The sequence below is a fragment of the Oceanicola sp. D3 genome, assembly GCF_006351965.1.
Classification (GTDB): domain Bacteria; phylum Pseudomonadota; class Alphaproteobacteria; order Rhodobacterales; family Rhodobacteraceae; genus Vannielia.
On the sequence record NZ_CP040932.1, the window covers coordinates 1,787,580 to 1,803,979 of the forward strand.

The 16,400-nt window shown below is 66.3% G+C and carries 16 protein-coding genes; 3 read left to right on the top strand and 13 right to left on the bottom strand.

Annotated features, from left to right (window positions below):
- Window positions 1–5 precede the first annotated feature (5 nt).
- The 9 genes from FHY55_RS09055 to cysG all read right to left on the bottom strand — a co-directional run bounded on the left by FHY55_RS09055 (window position 6) and on the right by cysG (window position 8,492).
- A complete protein-coding gene (locus FHY55_RS09055) occupies window positions 6–1,598 on the bottom strand; it encodes a tannase/feruloyl esterase family alpha/beta hydrolase (RefSeq protein WP_140013881.1) in 1,593 nt (530 codons plus the stop codon).
- A 111-nt stretch (window positions 1,599–1,709) separates the two neighbouring features.
- Window positions 1,710–2,291 carry a TIGR02281 family clan AA aspartic protease gene (locus FHY55_RS09060; RefSeq protein WP_140013882.1) on the bottom strand — a complete coding sequence of 194 codons (582 nt, stop codon included), beginning with the start codon at window positions 2,289–2,291 and terminating at the stop codon, window positions 1,710–1,712.
- Window positions 2,292–2,323: 32 nt separating this feature from the next.
- On the bottom strand, window positions 2,324–2,938 hold the full coding sequence (locus FHY55_RS09065) for a MarC family protein (RefSeq protein WP_140013883.1): 615 nt from the start codon (window positions 2,936–2,938) through the stop codon (window positions 2,324–2,326).
- Between the two features lie 55 nt (window positions 2,939–2,993).
- Window positions 2,994–3,851, bottom strand: coding sequence for a ferredoxin--NADP reductase (locus FHY55_RS09070; protein WP_140013884.1), 858 nt, complete (start codon window positions 3,849–3,851; stop codon window positions 2,994–2,996).
- Between the two features lie 84 nt (window positions 3,852–3,935).
- The gene (locus tag FHY55_RS09075) at window positions 3,936–4,361 is read right to left on the bottom strand and encodes a DUF934 domain-containing protein (RefSeq protein ID WP_140013885.1); all 426 of its coding nucleotides are present in this window, start codon (window positions 4,359–4,361) and stop codon (window positions 3,936–3,938) included.
- Window position 4,362: 1 nt separating this feature from the next.
- Complete coding sequence (locus tag FHY55_RS09080) at window positions 4,363–5,157, bottom strand: phosphoadenylyl-sulfate reductase (protein ID WP_140013886.1); 795 nt, start codon at window positions 5,155–5,157, stop codon at window positions 4,363–4,365.
- On the bottom strand, window positions 5,147–6,814 hold the full coding sequence (locus tag FHY55_RS09085) for a nitrite/sulfite reductase (RefSeq protein ID WP_140013887.1): 1,668 nt from the start codon (window positions 6,812–6,814) through the stop codon (window positions 5,147–5,149). Before FHY55_RS09085 ends, FHY55_RS09080 begins: the two co-directional genes overlap by 11 nt.
- Window positions 6,814–7,113 (bottom strand): DUF2849 domain-containing protein, encoded by a 300-nt coding sequence (locus tag FHY55_RS09090; protein ID WP_140013888.1) that lies wholly within the window; start codon window positions 7,111–7,113, stop codon window positions 6,814–6,816. The genes FHY55_RS09085 and FHY55_RS09090 overlap by 1 nt, the downstream gene beginning before the upstream one ends.
- Entirely contained in the window at window positions 7,113–8,492 is a 1,380-nt protein-coding gene (gene cysG / locus FHY55_RS09095; RefSeq protein ID WP_140013889.1) for a siroheme synthase CysG, read from the bottom strand. Before cysG ends, FHY55_RS09090 begins: the two co-directional genes overlap by 1 nt.
- Before the next feature lie 136 nt (window positions 8,493–8,628).
- Here cysG and FHY55_RS09100 point away from each other — a divergent pair, with 136 nt between their 5' ends.
- Window positions 8,629–9,099 (top strand): Lrp/AsnC family transcriptional regulator, encoded by a 471-nt coding sequence (locus FHY55_RS09100; RefSeq protein ID WP_140013890.1) that lies wholly within the window; start codon window positions 8,629–8,631, stop codon window positions 9,097–9,099.
- Between the two features lie 73 nt (window positions 9,100–9,172).
- Here the strand turns inward: FHY55_RS09100 and FHY55_RS09105 are convergent, their stop codons facing one another.
- Both FHY55_RS09105 and FHY55_RS09110 read right to left on the bottom strand, forming a co-directional pair.
- Complete coding sequence (locus FHY55_RS09105) at window positions 9,173–9,667, bottom strand: hypothetical protein (protein ID WP_140013891.1); 495 nt, start codon at window positions 9,665–9,667, stop codon at window positions 9,173–9,175.
- A gap of 29 nt (window positions 9,668–9,696) precedes the next feature.
- Entirely contained in the window at window positions 9,697–10,878 is a 1,182-nt protein-coding gene (locus FHY55_RS09110; protein WP_140013892.1) for a cytochrome P450, read from the bottom strand.
- 45 nt (window positions 10,879–10,923) lie between these two features.
- Here FHY55_RS09110 and FHY55_RS09115 point away from each other — a divergent pair, with 45 nt between their 5' ends.
- Window positions 10,924–12,699, top strand: a complete 1,776-nt coding sequence (locus FHY55_RS09115; RefSeq protein WP_140013893.1) for an ATP-binding protein — start codon at window positions 10,924–10,926, stop codon at window positions 12,697–12,699.
- Window positions 12,696–13,931, top strand: a complete 1,236-nt coding sequence (locus FHY55_RS09120) for a sigma-54 dependent transcriptional regulator (RefSeq protein WP_140013894.1) — start codon at window positions 12,696–12,698, stop codon at window positions 13,929–13,931. The genes FHY55_RS09115 and FHY55_RS09120 overlap by 4 nt, the downstream gene beginning before the upstream one ends.
- A gap of 187 nt (window positions 13,932–14,118) precedes the next feature.
- On the opposite strand, the gene purF is transcribed toward FHY55_RS09120, so the two are convergent.
- Together purF and FHY55_RS09130 are read right to left on the bottom strand one after the other, a co-directional pair.
- The gene (gene purF, locus FHY55_RS09125) at window positions 14,119–15,576 is read right to left on the bottom strand and encodes an amidophosphoribosyltransferase (protein ID WP_254695502.1); all 1,458 of its coding nucleotides are present in this window, start codon (window positions 15,574–15,576) and stop codon (window positions 14,119–14,121) included.
- Between the two features lie 194 nt (window positions 15,577–15,770).
- The gene (locus FHY55_RS09130) at window positions 15,771–16,391 is read right to left on the bottom strand and encodes a CvpA family protein (RefSeq protein WP_140013896.1); all 621 of its coding nucleotides are present in this window, start codon (window positions 16,389–16,391) and stop codon (window positions 15,771–15,773) included.
- Window positions 16,392–16,400: the final 9 nt, after the last annotated feature.

The following is a 16,400-nucleotide window of genomic DNA, read 5'->3' on the forward strand; positions in this document are numbered from 1 at the left end:
ACGGGCTACTCGGTGACGCAGCTGTAGCTGGTGGCGGCGTTGAGGTCGTTTGCGCCTTCGTTCAGCCGGGCAAAAGCCGGGTATTCGCACATCGGGCGGCTGCGGCCTGCGGTGGCTTCGGCGGCGTCCGTCATGACGAGGCCCTCGGGGGCGGTGCCCTCTTCGACCCAGGCGTCGAGCGCATCGAGGCTCGACCAGCGCATCTGGAACTCGCCGGAGCCGTGGCCGAAGCCGGGCACCAGCCAGAAGCGCATGAAGTCACGCGTGGCCTCTCGGCCCATCTCCGCCACCACGCGTTCGTACCAGTCGACGGTATTGCCGAAGGGGATGGCGAAATCGGTGGTGCCGTGCATCAGCAGGATCTTGGCGCCCTTATCGGCAAAACCGGACATGTCGGCCTCAACCGCATCGGTGATTTCCGACAGTTCGGTAAGGCGGGCGGCGTGGGCCTCTGGGTCGAACTCGATGGTGTTGGCGTCGGGGTCGGCCAGCACGCCGTAGCGGATCATCGGGTCGGCCAGCACGGCGAGGCCGAAGTTGGCGACCGGGGTTGGCGGGTTGGTGAGCTCGGGCGATGTGCCCATGCCCCAGAGGCCGTAGAGATCGCCCGCGAGGTAGATCGGCCAGCCGGAGAAGCCTGTTGCGCCGCCTTGCAGGGGCGGGGTTTCGGTGCGGGTGGCGATCACATCGAGCGCGGTGATCTGGGCTTGGGTGAGGCATTGGCCTTCTTGCGCGCTGTCGCCTTCGCAGGCGAGGCTTTGCACGTCGAAGGCAGCCTCACAGGCGGCGATATTGCCGATCAGCCGGTCTTCTGCGCCGTCGAGACCATCACAGGCGGCGAAGACCGCACTGTTGAGCAGCTCGACATCGGCGGGGGACATATAGGCGCCCTCGGCGTAGAAGGCTTGGCCCGCGCGGATGCCTGACAGCTGGAGGCCGACGAAGGGGTTGGCGGGGTGGGTGACGAGGGCACCGTCATAATCATCGGGCCAGCGCTGGATGGCGATCATCGCCTCGTGGCCGCCTTGGGAGCTGCCTTGGAAGTAGGTGCGGCTTGGGGCCTCGCCGTAGAAGGCGGTGAGGGCGGCCATTGCGGTGTCGCGGGTTTTCTTCAGCTGTTCGCCACCGAAGTTGCGCAGGGATTCCTCGTTGAGCATGAACTCGCCCGAGAGCGAGGAGCCGGATTGGTGGCCGCTGTCGCTGCCCCATGTGGCGTAGCCTTTTTCGAGCGGGGTTGGCTCGACCTCGGGGTTGAACTTGGCTTGGGCGAGACCGGTGACGAGGCTGCCGTTGTAGCCGCCGCCGCCGTAGTGCAGGGCCTTGCCGTTCCACTCGGCGGGCAGGTTGACCTGAAAGTTGATGTCGGGTGCCGATGGATCGACCGGGTCGATTGCGCCGTTCAGCTGACAGTAGGGGACCGGGGCCTCGATGAAGGCGGCGGTGTGAATGTCGGCGCCGCTGCTGGGCAGGCCGATGGCCTCGGGCGGCACGGAGAGGCCGCGCAGGGCGGTGCAGCCCTTGGCATCGGGGGCGGCGGTGGCGAGGCCGGGGCTGGTGGCAAGCAGCAGCGCGGCCGCGGTGAAGCGGGTGCGTTTCATGGTGGTTCCTCCCTTGGTGCGCCGTGGCGGCGCGTGGCTCAAGGGTCGGGCGTGGCGGTGCGGTGCGCCAATTAAAAAGATGCTGAGGGCATAGAAATCCGCTTGAGCGGATCAGCGCTGGAGGATCATCTCGCCGCGCGAGAAGCTGACCGAGGCGAAGCGCTCAAGGTAGCGCATGCCGAGAAGAGAGCCGTTCATCTGGCCGTCATTGACCAATGCGCTCACGTTCCTGTCGGAGATGCCGCCGAGGCTGACCTCGTCGAGGCGCACCAGCGCGGTGCGCACCTCGCCGTTGGCGGTATTGGCGCGGCCCAGGTAGGCGAGGCTGTCGGGGTCGATCCCGGCGGCGCGGGCATCGGCGCGGGAGAGCACCATGTCAGACGCGCCGGTGTCGACCACGAAGCGGGTGGGCGCGCCGTTGATATCGAGCGTCAGGTAGTAGTGGCCATCGGGGGAGACGGGCACCTCGACGCGGCCATCCTCGGCAAAGACCGATTGCCGGGGGGCCACCTCACGCTTCACGTCATTCCAGAGGCCATAGGCGACGATCACGCCGAGAAAGATGAAGACCCAGAGCGCGGCGTGCCGGGCTGTCTGGCCCCAGTTGGTCCGGCCAGACACGAAGAAGTAGCTGCCGATGAAGACACCGAGCAGGATGAGATAGGTGAGCCGTCCGAGGGTATCGCCGTCCATATCAGGTATTTAGGGGGCGCTGCGGCGATTTGCTAGAGCAGGGAGAGGTCGCGCAGCCCGTCGATGACGAATTGCACCGAGAGCGCGGCGAGCAGCATGCCGAGGAGGCGGGTGGCCACGTTGATGCCGGTTTTGCCGAGAAGCCGCGAAAGCAGGCCGCCGCCGAGAAAGAGGATGAGCACGATGGCCAGCACCGTGGCCATGACGCCGATGACCTGAAGCGTTGTGGACCAGGTGGCGTTGGGCGCGCCGGAGAGCAGGATCATCGAGGCAATCGCCCCCGGCCCGGCGATGAGGGGCGTGGCGAGGGGGAAGATGGAGGGATCGGGGCGATCCTCCTCGGCCTGGTCCTCGCGGCGCTTGGTGCGGCGCTCGAAGAGCATTTCGAGCGCGGTGAGAAACAGCAGCAGCCCGCCGGAAATGCGGAAGGCGGGCATGGAGATGCCGACGAATTCGAGCACCGCCTCGCCAGCGAGGCCGAAGACCAGCAGGATGGAAAAGCCGATGGCCACGGCGCGGATTGCGATGGCGCGGCGGCGGGCCTCTGTTTCGTCATGGGTGAGCGCGGCGAAGAGGGGGGCGAGGCCGAGCGGGTCGATCACCACGAAGAGGGTGACGAAGGCGGAGATGAGGAAGGCGGTATCCATCTTCTCCGACTAGGGCGAAAGGCGCGGCGGGGCAAGAGCCGCCGCGCCCGATCGGTCAGTCGAGGAAGGCCTTTTCGACGACGTAATGGGCGGGCTTGGAGTTGGCGCCTTCTTCCAGCCCGTAGCCTTCGAGCATCTCTTTCAGTTCGAGATTGAAGGCGAGGTTGCCGCAGATCATCGCGCGGTCTGTCTCGGGGTTGAGGGGCGCGCATTCGAGGTCGGTGAAGGCCTCGCCGGTGCGCATCAGGTCGGTGATGCGGCCCATCTTGGCGCTCTCTTCGCGGGTGGTGGTGGGGTAGTAGCGGATCTTCTTCCAGAAGCCCTCGCCGATCACCTCGTTCAGAAGCTCGTCATCCTTGAGGCTTTCGATCAGCTCGCGGCCATAGGTCAGCTCGCCAGCTTCGCGGCAGGTGTGGGTGATGACGATTTCATCGTAGTCTTCATAGGTTTGCGGTTCGCGCAGCAGGGAGGCGAAGGGCGCAAAACCGGTGCCGGTGGCGAAGAACCAGAGGCGCTTGCCGGGCAGCAGGGCGTCATGCACCAGCGTGCCGACGGGCTTGGGCCGCAGGATCAGCTCGTCGCCGGGCTGGATATGCTGGAGCTTGGAGGTGAGCGGGCCGTCCTGCACCTTGATCGAGTAGAACTCCAGCTCTTCGTCCCATGAGGGCGAGGCAATGGAATAGGCGCGCAGCAGGGGCTTTTGCTTGCCGGTTTTCGGATCCGGGTCACCCATCAGGCCGATCATCACGAATTCGCCGGAGCGGAAGCGCAGCGACGCGGGGCGGGTGCAGCGGAAGCTGAACAGCCGGTCGGTGTAGTGCTTCACCTCTGTCACGGTTTGCGCGTCGGGGAGCGTGGGCTTGGCTTTGACGGGTTGGGCGGCTTGTTCTGTCACGGGGCTCTGTTCGGTCATATGCATCTGTCGCGGGCTTTGTCGGCCGCGCGGCTCCTTGGTGCTTTGATCTGTATCAGGGTTTCTGAATATGTTCGAGGCGGCTCAGGCGCGCATGCGGGACTGGTAGTCATGCGCTTGCCAGTCGGCGCGAAACTTCCACTCGGCCTCGGGCTGGCGGGCGGCGAGATCGGGGGAGATTTCGACCTCGTCGAAGCCACAGCGCCGCGCCATTGCGTATTGATCGGAGATCACATGGCCCGCGGCCCGAAGGCGCCCGGCGAACCCCATGCGGCGCAGGGCCTTGGCATGGGTGAAGCCGCGACCATCGGCAAAGCTGGGGAAGGCGATGCGGATCAGGTCGATGCCGTCGAGGCGGGATTGCAGGGCTGCCGGGTCATCCCCGGGTGCGAGATCCACGGCCAGCGCGGGGGCACCTGCCTCGGTGTTTTCCAACTCGGCGAGCGGGGTGACGGGGTGGGCCCAGTCATCGGCGGCAAAGCCGGTGTCGGTGACGATCACGTTTGTCATGTCAGGCACTCTTCCTTTCGGGAGCGGTTTCACTCTCGGGCAGGGGGCCGCGCACGACCTTGCCGTCGATGAAGTGGATGCCGCATTCTTCCTTGTCTTCGCCGCGCCAGCGCCCGGCGCGGGCGTCTTCGCCCTCTTTGACGGGCGTGGTGCAGGGCCAGCAGCCGATGGAGGGATAGCCCTTGGCCACGAGCGGGTGGCGGGGCAGATCGTGCTCATCCATGTAGGCCTTGAGCTCGGTGGCCGACCAGCCTGCGAGCGGGTTGATCTTGATCCGGGGGCCTTCGCTTTCGAAGTAGTCCAGCGTGGCGCGGGCCTCGGCCTGAAAGCGTTTGCGGCCCGTCACCCAGCCGTCATAGGCCAGCAGGGCATTGGCGAGCGGCACGGTCTTGCGCAGGTCGCAGCAGGCGTCGGTGTCGCGCTGGTGCAGGGTGTTGTCGGGGTCTTGCGTGGAGAGGTCCACATCGGCGGTGCGGATCTGCTCGATGCCGGTCAGCCCGAGTTTTTCGGCAACATCGGTTTGATATTGCAGGGTTTCCTCGAAGAGCATCTGGGTGTCGATGAAGAGGACCGGTGCGGCGCGGTCGATCTGCGAGATCATGTGCAGCAGCACCACCGACTCGGCCCCGAAGGAGCTGACGGTGGCGATGCGGCCCATCGCCGGATCGGTCAGGGCGTGGCGCAGGACTTCCTGCGCCGTGGCTCCGGCGAACCGTTCGTTGAGGGCGCGGGCCTCGGCGGCGGCGCGGGCTTCGGCCACCTCGTCGGTCACGCCAGTGACGGTATCACGCGGCATTGCGGGCCTCGCTTTCGGGGTAGAGGGCGGCCTTGAAAGGCGCATCCCCCAACCGGCGGAAGGTTTGCAGGAAGGTCTCTTCGGGCGCGTCGCGCAGGTCGAGGTAGGCCAGCATCAGGCGTTCGATGGCCGGCACGATCTCGTCCGCCGAGAAGCCGGGGCCCATGCGGGTGCCGACAGCGGCGGTTTCGGTGTGATCGCCGCCGAGCGTGACCTGGTAGTTCTCGACCCCCGCGCGATCCAGCCCGAGGATGCCGATGTGGCCCACGTGGTGGTGGCCACAGGCGTTGATGCAGCCGGAGATCTTGATCTTCAGCTCACCGACCTCGTGCTCGATCTTCAGCTCGTCGACGCGGGTGGCGATCTCTTGAGCAATCGGGATCGAGCGGGCGGTGGCGAGGGCGCAGTAGTCCATGCCGGGGCAGGCGATGATATCTGACGCAAGCCCGATGTTGGCGGTGCCCAGCCCGGCCGCCTTCAGCGCCGCATGGATCGCGGGAAGGTCGCCCTTGTGGACATGGGGCAGGATGACGTTCTGCTCGTGGCTGATGCGCAGCTCTCCGTGGGCATACTCTTCCGCCAGATCGGCCATAAGGCGCATCTGGTCGGAGGTTGCATCTCCGGGCGTCTTGCCATGGGCCTTTATCGAAATTGTGACAATGGCGTGGTCGGCCTTGCGGTGCGCGGTCAGGTTTGTGTCGGCCCAGGCGCGGAAGATCGGGTCCATCTGGTAGGCGGCGTCATAGGCGGCGGTATCGCCCTCGCGCAGCGGCGGGGTGGCGAATTGGGCCTTGATGCCGGCCAGAAGCTCTTGATCGACGCCGGTGAACTCGGGGCGGATCTCGGTGAAGCGCGCTTCGATGAGGTCGCGCATGGTGTCGATCCCGTTCTCGTGGACGGTGATCTTGATGCGGGCCTTGTACTTGTTATCGCGCCGTCCGAGCGTGTTGTAGACGTGGACGATGGCCTCGCAGTAGGGCAGCAGGTCTTCCTTGGGAAGAAACTCGCGCACCACCTTGCCGATCATCGGGGTGCGGCCAAGCCCGCCGCCGATGATGACCTTGAAGCCGGTTTCGCCGTTTTGCTCGACGATCTGGAGGCCGATGTCATGGCTGCGGATCACCGCGCGGTCGGCCTCGGCCCCCGTCACCGCGATCTTGAACTTGCGGGGCAGGAACTGGAACTCGGGGTGGTCGGTGGACCATTGGCGCAGGAGCTCGGCGTAGGGGCGCGGGTCTTCCAGCTCATCTGCGGCGGCCCCGGCGAAGTGGTCAGAGGTCACGTTGCGGATGGTGTTGCCGGAGGTCTGGATGGCGTGCATCTGCACATCGGCCAGCGCCTCGAGCATGTCGGGCACGTCTTTCAGTGCGGGCCAGTTGTACTGGATGTTCTGGCGGGTGGTGAAATGGCCGTAGCCCTTGTCCCACTTGTCGGCAATGAAGGCGAGCTGGCGCATCTGGCGGGCCGAGATGGTGCCATAGGGGATGGCCACGCGGAGCATGTAGGCGTGCAGCTGGAGGTAGAGGCCGTTCATAAGGCGCAGCGGCTTGAACTCGTCCTCGGTGAGCGAGCCGTCGATGCGGCGCTCGACCTGAGCACGGAACTGGCTGACGCGGGTGCGGACGAAGGCTTCGTCGAAGTCGGTATAGCTATACATCAGAGATCCACCTGTTTGCCGTGGGCATAGTTGGAGGGGCCGGTGGCGCGGAAGGCCTCGCGGAAGTGTGTGGGCTCGGGGCCGCGTGCGCCGGAGGTGGCGTCGGCAAGGTAGGCCCCGACGATTTCGGAGGCCTGAAGCTCGGCGGCGGCCAGAGCGGCGTTGGCGGCGGCTTCATCGGTGAAGAGCCGGGCATCCTCGTGGCGCCGCGACCATTCGCCGTTATTCGTCAGGTAGATCACATCGCCCTCGATGAGCGCGTTGGCGGTGACGACCTTGGGGGTAAAGGGCTTGGGCATTACTGGGCAACCTTCAATTCGAGAGCATCGGTGGCGTCGCGTGGGGCGAGGCCATAGAGGAGGACCGCGGGGCCGTCGAGGCCCTCGGTTGTGTCTGGCAGGGCGGCGAGGGTGGTGTGCAGCACGCGCATATCGGGGCGCGAGGCATTTTCGACCACGGTCACATCTGTTTCGGGGGCCGCGCCGTGCATCATCAGGCGGCCCTGAAGGAAGCGCGCGCCCTTTTTGGCCATGTAGATCGCGGCGACATTGCCGGGGCGGGCGAGGGCGGACCAATCCTGCTCGGTGAAGCCCTTGGTGTCGTGCCCGGTCAGAAATCGAAGCTCCGAGTTGCGACCTCGCTTGGTGAGGCTCTGGCCGAGGGCGGCGCTGGCGGCGGAGGCGGCGGTGATGCCGGGCAGGATGCGGGTGGCGATGCCGTGGGGGGCGAGGGCCTTCAGCTCTTCATCGAGGCGACCGTAGATGACCGGATCACCGGCCTTGAGGCGCACGACCTTTTCGCCCTTGAGCGCATGGCCGACGATCAGCGCGTTGATCGCCTCTTGCGGGGTGCTCTTGCCGAAGCCCTTCTTGCTCACGTCGATCATGAGCGCCTCGCGGCGGGCGAGTTCGAGGATTTCGGGGGAAACGAGGCCATCGTGAATGACAACCTCGGCCTCATCGAGCGCACGACGGGCGGCAAGGGTGAGCATCTCGGGATCGCCGGGGCCCGCGCCGACGAAGGCGACTTCGCCCGGTTCGGGGGCTTGCGCGAGGTGGCGGGCGAGCAGCTCATCGAGCGCCGTGCGGGCGCTCTCTTCGCCCTGGGCCAGCGCCTTGGGGCCTTTGTCGAAGTAGAACTCGGCCCAGAAGTCGCGGCGCTTTTTGCCCATCGGCAGCGCGTCGGCGGCGGCACGGAAGGCCTTGCCGACGCGGGTGAGCAAGCCGAGGGAGGTGGGCAGGCGCTCTTCAAGGTCGCGCTTGATGGCGCGGGCGAGCACGGGGGCGGCGCCCTCGGTGCCGATTGCCACCGTCACCGGGTCACGATCGACGATGGCGGGGGTGATGAACTGGCTGTTGTGCAGATCGTCAACGATGTTGACCAGCGCGCCTTCGGCCTCGGCCAGTGCCTTGATGCGGGTGTCTTCGGCGTGATCCTCATTGGCGCCATAGGCGAGGCGGGCCCCCGCGAAGTCGCCCGCGCGGGCGGCGCGGCTGTGCAGGGTGATGCGGCCCTCGGCGGCGAGGGTTTGCAGATCGGCGTGGGGATCGGCGGCGTAGACGTGCAGATCGGCTTCGGTCTTGGTGAGTAGGCGCAGCTTGGCCAGCGCTGCCTCGCCTCCACCCGAAAGCATCACGCGCTGACCGCGGGTGTTGAGAAAGATCGGGAAATGCTGCATGGCGGCGGCTCCTGTTGCTTGTGCAGAATGTAGAATTTTGTTCTGGTAATTGGCAGGGGTTCACGGCAGTTAGGGAAAAACGTTCCGAGAAACTCCCGTGAAGGGCCGGAATTCCATCAACTCTGGAGAAAAGCGAATGTCCGTCCGTCTGGACAAGATCGACCGGAAAATCCTTGCAGAACTGCAAAGTGACGCTGCGCAATCTTTGGACGAAATTGCCAAGAAAGTAGGCAGTTCGAAGACGCCGGTTTGGAACCGTGTGCGCAAGATGCGCGAGGCCGGGGTGATCCGCCAGAATACCGTGCTGCTGAACGCTGAGGCGCTGGGGCTGGAGGCGTGTTTTTTCGTGCTGATCCGCACCAGCGAGCATGAGGCGGACTGGCAGCAGAAGTTCCTGAAAGCGCTGCGTGCGCGGCCCGAGGTGCTGGAGGCGCATCGGCTGGCGGGGGATATCGACTACATCCTGAAGGTGCAGGTGACGAATGCGCGGGCCTATGATGAATTTTATCAGGCGCTGATCGGCGAGGTTAAAATTCACAACGTCACGGCGCTGCTCTCGATGGAAGAGATCAAGAGCACCACGGCGCTGCCGGTGGCGATGGAGTAGAGCGGCAGGGCCTTGTGCGTGGCGGTGGTGGGCGTGATTTTTACGCGTTAAATGAACGGCTTGCGCGGGGTTGTTAATTTGCCTCTGCGAGCGCGTCGATCACCGGCTGGAGCTTGCGGGCGATGCCGGTGGAAAGGCCGTCGCGGATGACGCTTTCTTCGCCCACGCCGAGGCCGGAATCCTCCCAGATGACAAGCCGCCCCTCGGGCACTTCGCGGTAGAGCGAGGCCCAGATCATTGCCCCGGCGGGATCGGAGACGCCGCGGATGTAGAAGGTGAGGTTGACCGGCGCGACCATCGGAAGATCGGTGGGTGTGGGGGCATATTCATCTGTGCCAAAGCCCCATTCGACAAGGCCGAGATGTATGTGGGCGAGGTCTGCCTTGGTGGCCATGCCGGCGATCGAGGTGGCCAGCGGGGCGCACATATCGTTGGCGTAGGCCTCGCGGGTGAGGGTGACGCATTGGGTGATGATGCCGTCATAGCCGCTGGCCCGCTTGGGGGAAAGCACCCGCTCCTGTGCGGTGGCGGGCAGGGAAAGGGCGACGAAAACAAGAACGGCGCGCATGGAAAACTCCTGAAGCAATGCCTGCAAGGTTAGGCGGTGACGCTGAGGGATTCCAGCCCGTGGAAGTGATAGACCGAAGCGTAGCGGGGCGGTGCGGCGAGGGTGAGGCCGGGGCAGGCGGAGAAGAGCGCGGGGAGGGCGACTTGCAGCTCCAGCCGGGCCAGCGGCGCGCCGACGCAAAAGTGCAACCCGGCCCCGAAGGCCATGTTGGAGGGCCCGCGCCGGGTGGGGTTGAAACTGTCAGGGTTGGGGTAGGCATCTGGGTCGCGGTTGGCCCCGGCGAGCAGGCAGGAGATACGCTGGCCGCGTGTGATGGGGGTGCCGTAGATCTCGAAATCCTCAGAGGCGATCCGCTCGAAAATATGGAGCGGGGGGGCGTAGCGCAGCACTTCTTCGGTGAGCAGCGGGGCGTTTTCGTTGGATGAGGTGTGGTCTGCAAGCTGCTGTTCACAGATGATTTTTATCGCGTTGCCAAGGCTGTGTACTGTGGCCTCGTGCCCGGCGTTCAGCAGCAGGATGACGGTGGAGGTCAGCTCTGCGGCGGTGAGCTTTTCGCCTGCTTCCTCGGCGGCGATGAGTTGCGAAATGAGATCCTCGGTGGGGGCGGCACGGCGGCGGGCGATCTCATCGGCGAGGAAGGCGGTGAAGCTGTGGGTGGCCTCGATGGCCGCGTCTTCCATCTCGCGGGTGCGGCCAGCCTGATACATGCCGACCATGGCGTTGGACCATGCGAGCAGGTCGGGCGCGCGGGCCACGTCAACGCCCAGAAGCGCGGCGATGGTGATGACAGGCAGGGGGCGGCAGAAGGCGTCGAGCAGGTCGAAGGGGCCTGTGGGGAACGCGGAGATGAGATCGGCGCAGAGGGCCTCCAGCGCGGGGCGGCGGGCCTCGACGGTGGCGGAGGTGAAGGCGCGCAGCACCAGCCCGCGCAGGCGCGTATGGCGGGGTGGGTTGAGTTCGAGCATCGAGTTGGCCTCGACGTCGTAGAAGGGTTGCAGGCGCGGCGGGATTGGCGGCGCGAGATCGGGCGGCATCTCGCGGCCAAGGCGGCGGTCTTTCAGCAGGCGTTTCACCTGCGCGTAGCCCGCGGCGGCCAGTTGCCCGTAGTCCTCCCAGTAGAACAGATCTCCGGCGGCGCGGGCGCGGTGATAGAAGGGGTATGGGTCTTGCACGAAGGACGGATCGGTGGGGGATTGGGAAAGCGCCTGCATGGCGGCGACGCTTTCAGATGGGCGGCGAATTGTCTAGGAAGAGGAATGACGCGACGCTGGCTTGTTATCCTGCTCTACCTTGTTGCGGCGGCGCTGCTCAGCGTGGCGGCGGGCTGGGGCGGCTTTGCTTCGGCGCTGGACGAGGTGGAGCGGCGGGGGCAGAGCGATTTGCGGCTCACCTCGCAGCGGCTTGCGACCCAGTTGCAGAGCTATGCAGAACTGGCGGTGGCGCTGGCCGACCGGCCCGAGCCGCGCGCGCAGGTGGCGGGGCGCGGCGCGGCGGAGCGGGTTTCGGCGTTGCTGGTGCGCCATGCCGATATGACGGGCAGCGCGGCGATCTATCTCACCGATCTTGGCGGGCGGGTGCTGGCCGCGACGGGCGAGGCGGGGGCCGCGCCTGTGCGGCTGGATGGCCCCGAGATCGCCCGTGCGCGACAGGGCGCTTTGGGCAGCAGCCATCGGGTGGACCCGGCGAGCGGCAAGCGGCTTTATTCCTACGCCGCGCCGATCTTTGCGCCGGGCGGGCCGGTGATGGGCATTGTTGTGGTGCAGGCCGATTTGCGGCTGATCGAGCTGGATTGGGCGGGCGATCCGGTGCCGGTGTTTTATACCGACAGTGACGGCATTGTTTTTGTCGCCAACCGCACCGAGCTGCTGTTCATGCGCCGCGACGGCGTGGAGGGCGCAGCCGTGCATGAAGGGGCGGAGCTGAAGCCGTTCTTTCCGTTTCGGCCGTGGCAGGCAGAGGGGCGCGACCTGTGGTGGGTGGATGGGGGCCCCTATATTCCGGGCGCCGCGCTGCATCTGACGCAGGATCTGCCGGTGATCGGGATGCGGGGCGAGGCGCTGATTTCGCTCGCGCCCGCGCTGCGGCTTGGTGCTTTGGCGGCGGCGGCGGTGGCGGCGTTGTGCCTTGGCTTCGGGGCCTTCCTGTTTTTGCTCAGTGAGCGCCGCCGTGCCCTGGCCGAGCGGCTGGGCGTGGAGGCGCGGGCGAATGCGGTGCTGGAGGCGCGGGTGGAGAAGCGCACGGCGGCCTTGCAGGCGGCGAATGTGCGGCTGGAGGGCGAGGTGCGCGAGCGCAAGGAGGCGGAGGCGGCGCTGCGCCGGGCGCAGGCTGAGCTTGTGCAGGCGGGCAAGCTGAGCGCCTTGGGGCAGATGAGCGCCGGGCTCAGCCACGAGTTGAACCAGCCGCTGATGGCGATCCGCTCCTTTGCCGAAAATGCGGAGAGCTTTTTGGAGCGCGACAAGCCAGAGCGGGCGGCGCAGAACCTTGGCCGGATTGGAGACCTTGCGCGGCGGATGGGGCGTATCATCCGCAACCTGCGGGCTTTCGCCCGGCAAGAGAGCGAGCCGATTGGCCGGGTTGATCTGGGGGCCGTGGTGGAGACGGTGCTGGAACTGGTCGAGGGCCGGATGGCGCAGGTGGGTGTTGCGCTGGACTGGGCCGCTCCGGGCGCGCCGGTGATGGTGCGGGGCGGTGAGGTGCGCTTGCAGCAGGTGGTGCTCAACCTTGTCAGCAATGGAATTGATGCGATGTCCGGACGCGAGGGCGCACGGCTGGGCATTGCCATTGAGCCCGGTGCGCCAGTGCGGCTGAAGGTGCGCGACACCGGCCCGGGGATCGCGGAGCCGGACCGAATTTTTGACCCGTTCTACTCCACCAAGGAGGTTGGCGCGAGCGAGGGCATGGGGCTGGGACTTTCCATCAGCTACGGGCTGGTGCAGAGCTTTGGCGGCAACATCCGGGGTGTGAACCGGGAGGGCGGCGGCGCGGAGTTTACGGTTGAGCTTCAGCCCGCCGATATGGAGGTGGCGGCATGAGCGGAGCGCGGCGTGTGCTGGTGGTGGATGACGATGCTGCGGTGCGCGAGGCGCTGGGGCAGACGTTGGAGCTTGCCGAGATCGAGGCGATCCTTGCGGGCAGCTACATCGAGGCGAAGGACCACATCGGGCCGGAGTTTGACGGCGTGGTGGTGAGCGACATCCGGATGCCGGGGCGGGACGGGTTCTTTCTGCTGGCCGAGGCGCGGCGGCGCGACGAGGATTTGCCGGTGATCCTGCTGACCGGCGAGGGTGACGTGCCGATGGCCGTGAAGGGGATTGGTGAGGGGGCCTTTGACTTTCTGGAAAAGCCCTGCGGCCCCAAGGAGTTGGTGGGCGTGGTCGAGAAGGCGCTGAAGGCGCGGGCCTTGGTGCTGGAGAACCGGCGGCTGAAGCGGGAGTTGGAGCGGGGCGATGCGGCCTCGCGGATGATCTTTGGCCATTCGGCGGAGGCACAGGCGCTGCGCGCGCAGGTGCGGGCGGTGGCGAGGGCCGGGGCCGAGGTGCTGGTGACGGGCGGGCCCGGATCGCAGACGGCGAAGATTGCCGAGGTGATCCACATCATGTCGCCCGCCGCGCCGCAGCCCTTCGTCAAGCGCCTTGCCGCCTCGTTGGATGAAGCGCGGCTGGATGCAGCCATTGAGGCGGTGGGGGCGGGCACGCTTTTTCTGGATGAAATCAGCGCCTTGCCTGCATCCGTTCAACTTGTTCTGCTGGACCGGCTGGAGGCGCCGGGGGAGGCGCGGATCGTTGCCGGAACCACCCGCGACCTCGTGGCCGAGATGGAGGCGGGCCGGTTTGCTGCCGATCTCTACTACAGGCTCGACGTGATGCAGGTGCGGATCCCGACGCTGGAGGAGCGGCGCGAGGATATTCCGGTGCTGTTTCGCCACTACGTCGCGCAGGCGGCGGAGCAGGCGGGGCTCGCGGAGCCGGAGGTGAGCGAGGAGCATCTGGCCGGGTTGATGGCGCAGGACTGGCCGGGCAACGCCCGCTCGCTGATGAGCGCGGCCATGCGCTTTGTGCTGGGGATGCCGGGCGAGGCGCAGGAGGCGGCTGAGCTGGGACTGGCCGAGCAGATGGCGCGGGTGGAGAAGTCACTGATCGCCGCTGCGCTGGGGCGGCAGAACGGGAATGCGACGGCGACGGCGGCGGCGCTGCATCTGCCGCGCAAGACGTTTTACGACAAGCTGGCCAAGCACGGGCTGAAGGCGGAGGATTTTCGGCGGTAGGGAATGGCAGGGCGGCTCATCGGGGCCTTGCCTACGGCGCGGCCGCTCTTCGCAGCGGTGAGGCTGTCATCCTCGGGCCTGACCCGAGGATCTCGTGGTCGGGAGGTCCTCGGGTCGAGCCCGAGGATGACGCTTCTGGCAAGGAGGAGATCCGCGGATCAGGCCCGAGGATGACGGCTGTTGCCGTTTACTCGGCGGCGGTTTTCATCTCGAAGCCCTGCTCGATCATGTCGGCGGGCTCGACCGGGTATTCGCCGGAGAAGCAAGCGTCGCAATAGGCCGGGCTTTTCGGGTCGCGGCCCTTGGCCTCGCCCACGGCGCGGTAGAGACCGTCGAGCGAGATGAACTTGAGGCTGTCGACGCCGAGGTAGTCGGCCATTTCGTCGGCGCTCATGTTGGCGGCCAGCAGCTTGCTGCGCTCGGGCGTGTCGACGCCGTAGAAGCAGGGCCATGCGGTGGGGGGCGAGGCGATGCGGAAGTGCACCTCTTTGGCGCCTGCGTCGAGGATCATTTCCTTGATCTTGCGCGAGGTGGTGCCGCGCACGACCGAGTCATCAACAAGGATCACCCGTTTGCCCTTGATCAGCGCGCGGTTGACGTTGAGCTTGAGGCGCACGCCCATGTTGCGGATTTGCTCGGTGGGCTCGATGAAGGTGCGGCCCATGTATTGGTTGCGGATGATCCCCATCGCGTAGGGGATGCCGCTTTCGAGCGAGAAGCCGATGGCTGCGGGGGTGCCGGAATCGGGCACGGGGCAGACGAGATCGGCGTCGACCGGGGATTCCTTGGCCAGCTCGCGGCCGATGGCTTCGCGGGTTTCATACACGCTGCGGCCGCCGAGGATGGAATCGGGGCGCGAAAAGTAGACGTGCTCGAAGATGCAGAAGCGGCCCTTCTTGGAGCGGAAGGGGCGGCGGCTGTCGACGCCATCCTTGGTGATGACGACCATCTCGCCGGGCTCGATCTCGCGGACGAATTCTGCGCCGATGATGTCGAGCGCGCAGGTTTCGGAGCTCAGGGCCCAGCCGTCGCCGACCTTGCCGAGCACCAACGGGCGCACGCCGAGCGGATCACGCACGCCGATCAGCTTGGTGCGGGTCATGGCGACGATGGAAAACGCGCCTTCGACGCGGCGCAGCGCATCTTCGAGCCGCGCGGGCACGTCGCGTTGCAGCGAGCGGGCCATCAGGTGGATGATGCATTCGCTGTCCGACGAGCTTTGGAAGATAGAGCCGCGCTCGATCAGCTCGCGGCGCAGGGCTCCGGCATTGGTGATGTTGCCGTTGTGGGCAATCGCCGCGCCGCCCATGGAAAACTCGCCGAAGAAGGGCTGCACGTCGCGGATTTGCGTGTTGCCCTTGGAGCCGGCGGTGGAATAGCGCACGTGGCCGATGGAGAGCGGCCCGGGCAGCGTGTCCATCAGCGAAGCCTTGGTGAAGTTGTCGCGCACGTAGCCGAAGCGGCGGGCGGAGTTGAAGCCCTGTTCGGGATCGTGGCTGACGATGCCGCCTGCCTCCTGTCCGCGATGCTGGAGCGCGTGCAGCCCGAGGGCGGTGAAATTGGCAGCCTGTTCTACGCCGATGACACCGAAAACGCCGCATTCCTCGCGGAGCTTGTCGTCATCGAACGGATGGGCGGGTGGCAGGGCGGGTTGACCGCGCTGATGGTCGGGCAAGGGGCAGCTCCGAATCCGGCTTTGTGAGCGATGCCCCCGTTTAACCTTTGGCGCGGGCGCTGTCATCCCTTTGTAACGGGCGTTTGACACGAAGGGCTGACGATGGGGGTGCAGGCTGCGTAAGGAAGGCGCAGCCCGCGTGTGTTTGGGGTATTATCGGGCGATCAGTTGCCGTCGGTGGCGGGCTGATCGGGCAGGGCCGTGGGATCGGCCGGTGCGGCGGCAGGCGCGCCACAGGAGCGATCTGTCAGGCTTTCGAACTTCTCGCGGAACCAGTTCATCACGCCTTCCTGATCGGCAATCTCGCCGTCGATCCGGGTTTTGGCGGAGCCGAAGAGCTTGGAGGTCTGGCTGTCATCGACGAAGGCGAGGCTCTCGGACCCGGCGATGAAATCATAGAGCACCAGCGCGATGGCCACGAGGATCAACCCGCGCAGGGCGCCGAAGACGAAGCCGAGGCCCTGATCGACCGCGTTGAGCGCAGAGCGTTGCACGAGGCTGGCGAAGAGCGGGGTGAAGAGCGCGAAGATCACGAGGCCGATGGCGAAGACCACGACGAAGCCTGCGCCGGTGGCCAGTTCGCAATTGTCGAGGAAGTCCTGCACGACAGGGATTTCCTTGACCAGCGGCACCGCTTGGGGCGCGAAGATATAGGCCAGCACGGCGGCGCCGATCCAGCCTGCGATGGCGAGGATCTCGCGTACGAAGCCGCGGGAGTAGGCGAGAATCGCCGACAGGACGATGACGACGGCCACGCCCGCGTCAAAAATGGTGAAGCCTTCCATGTGCTCTCT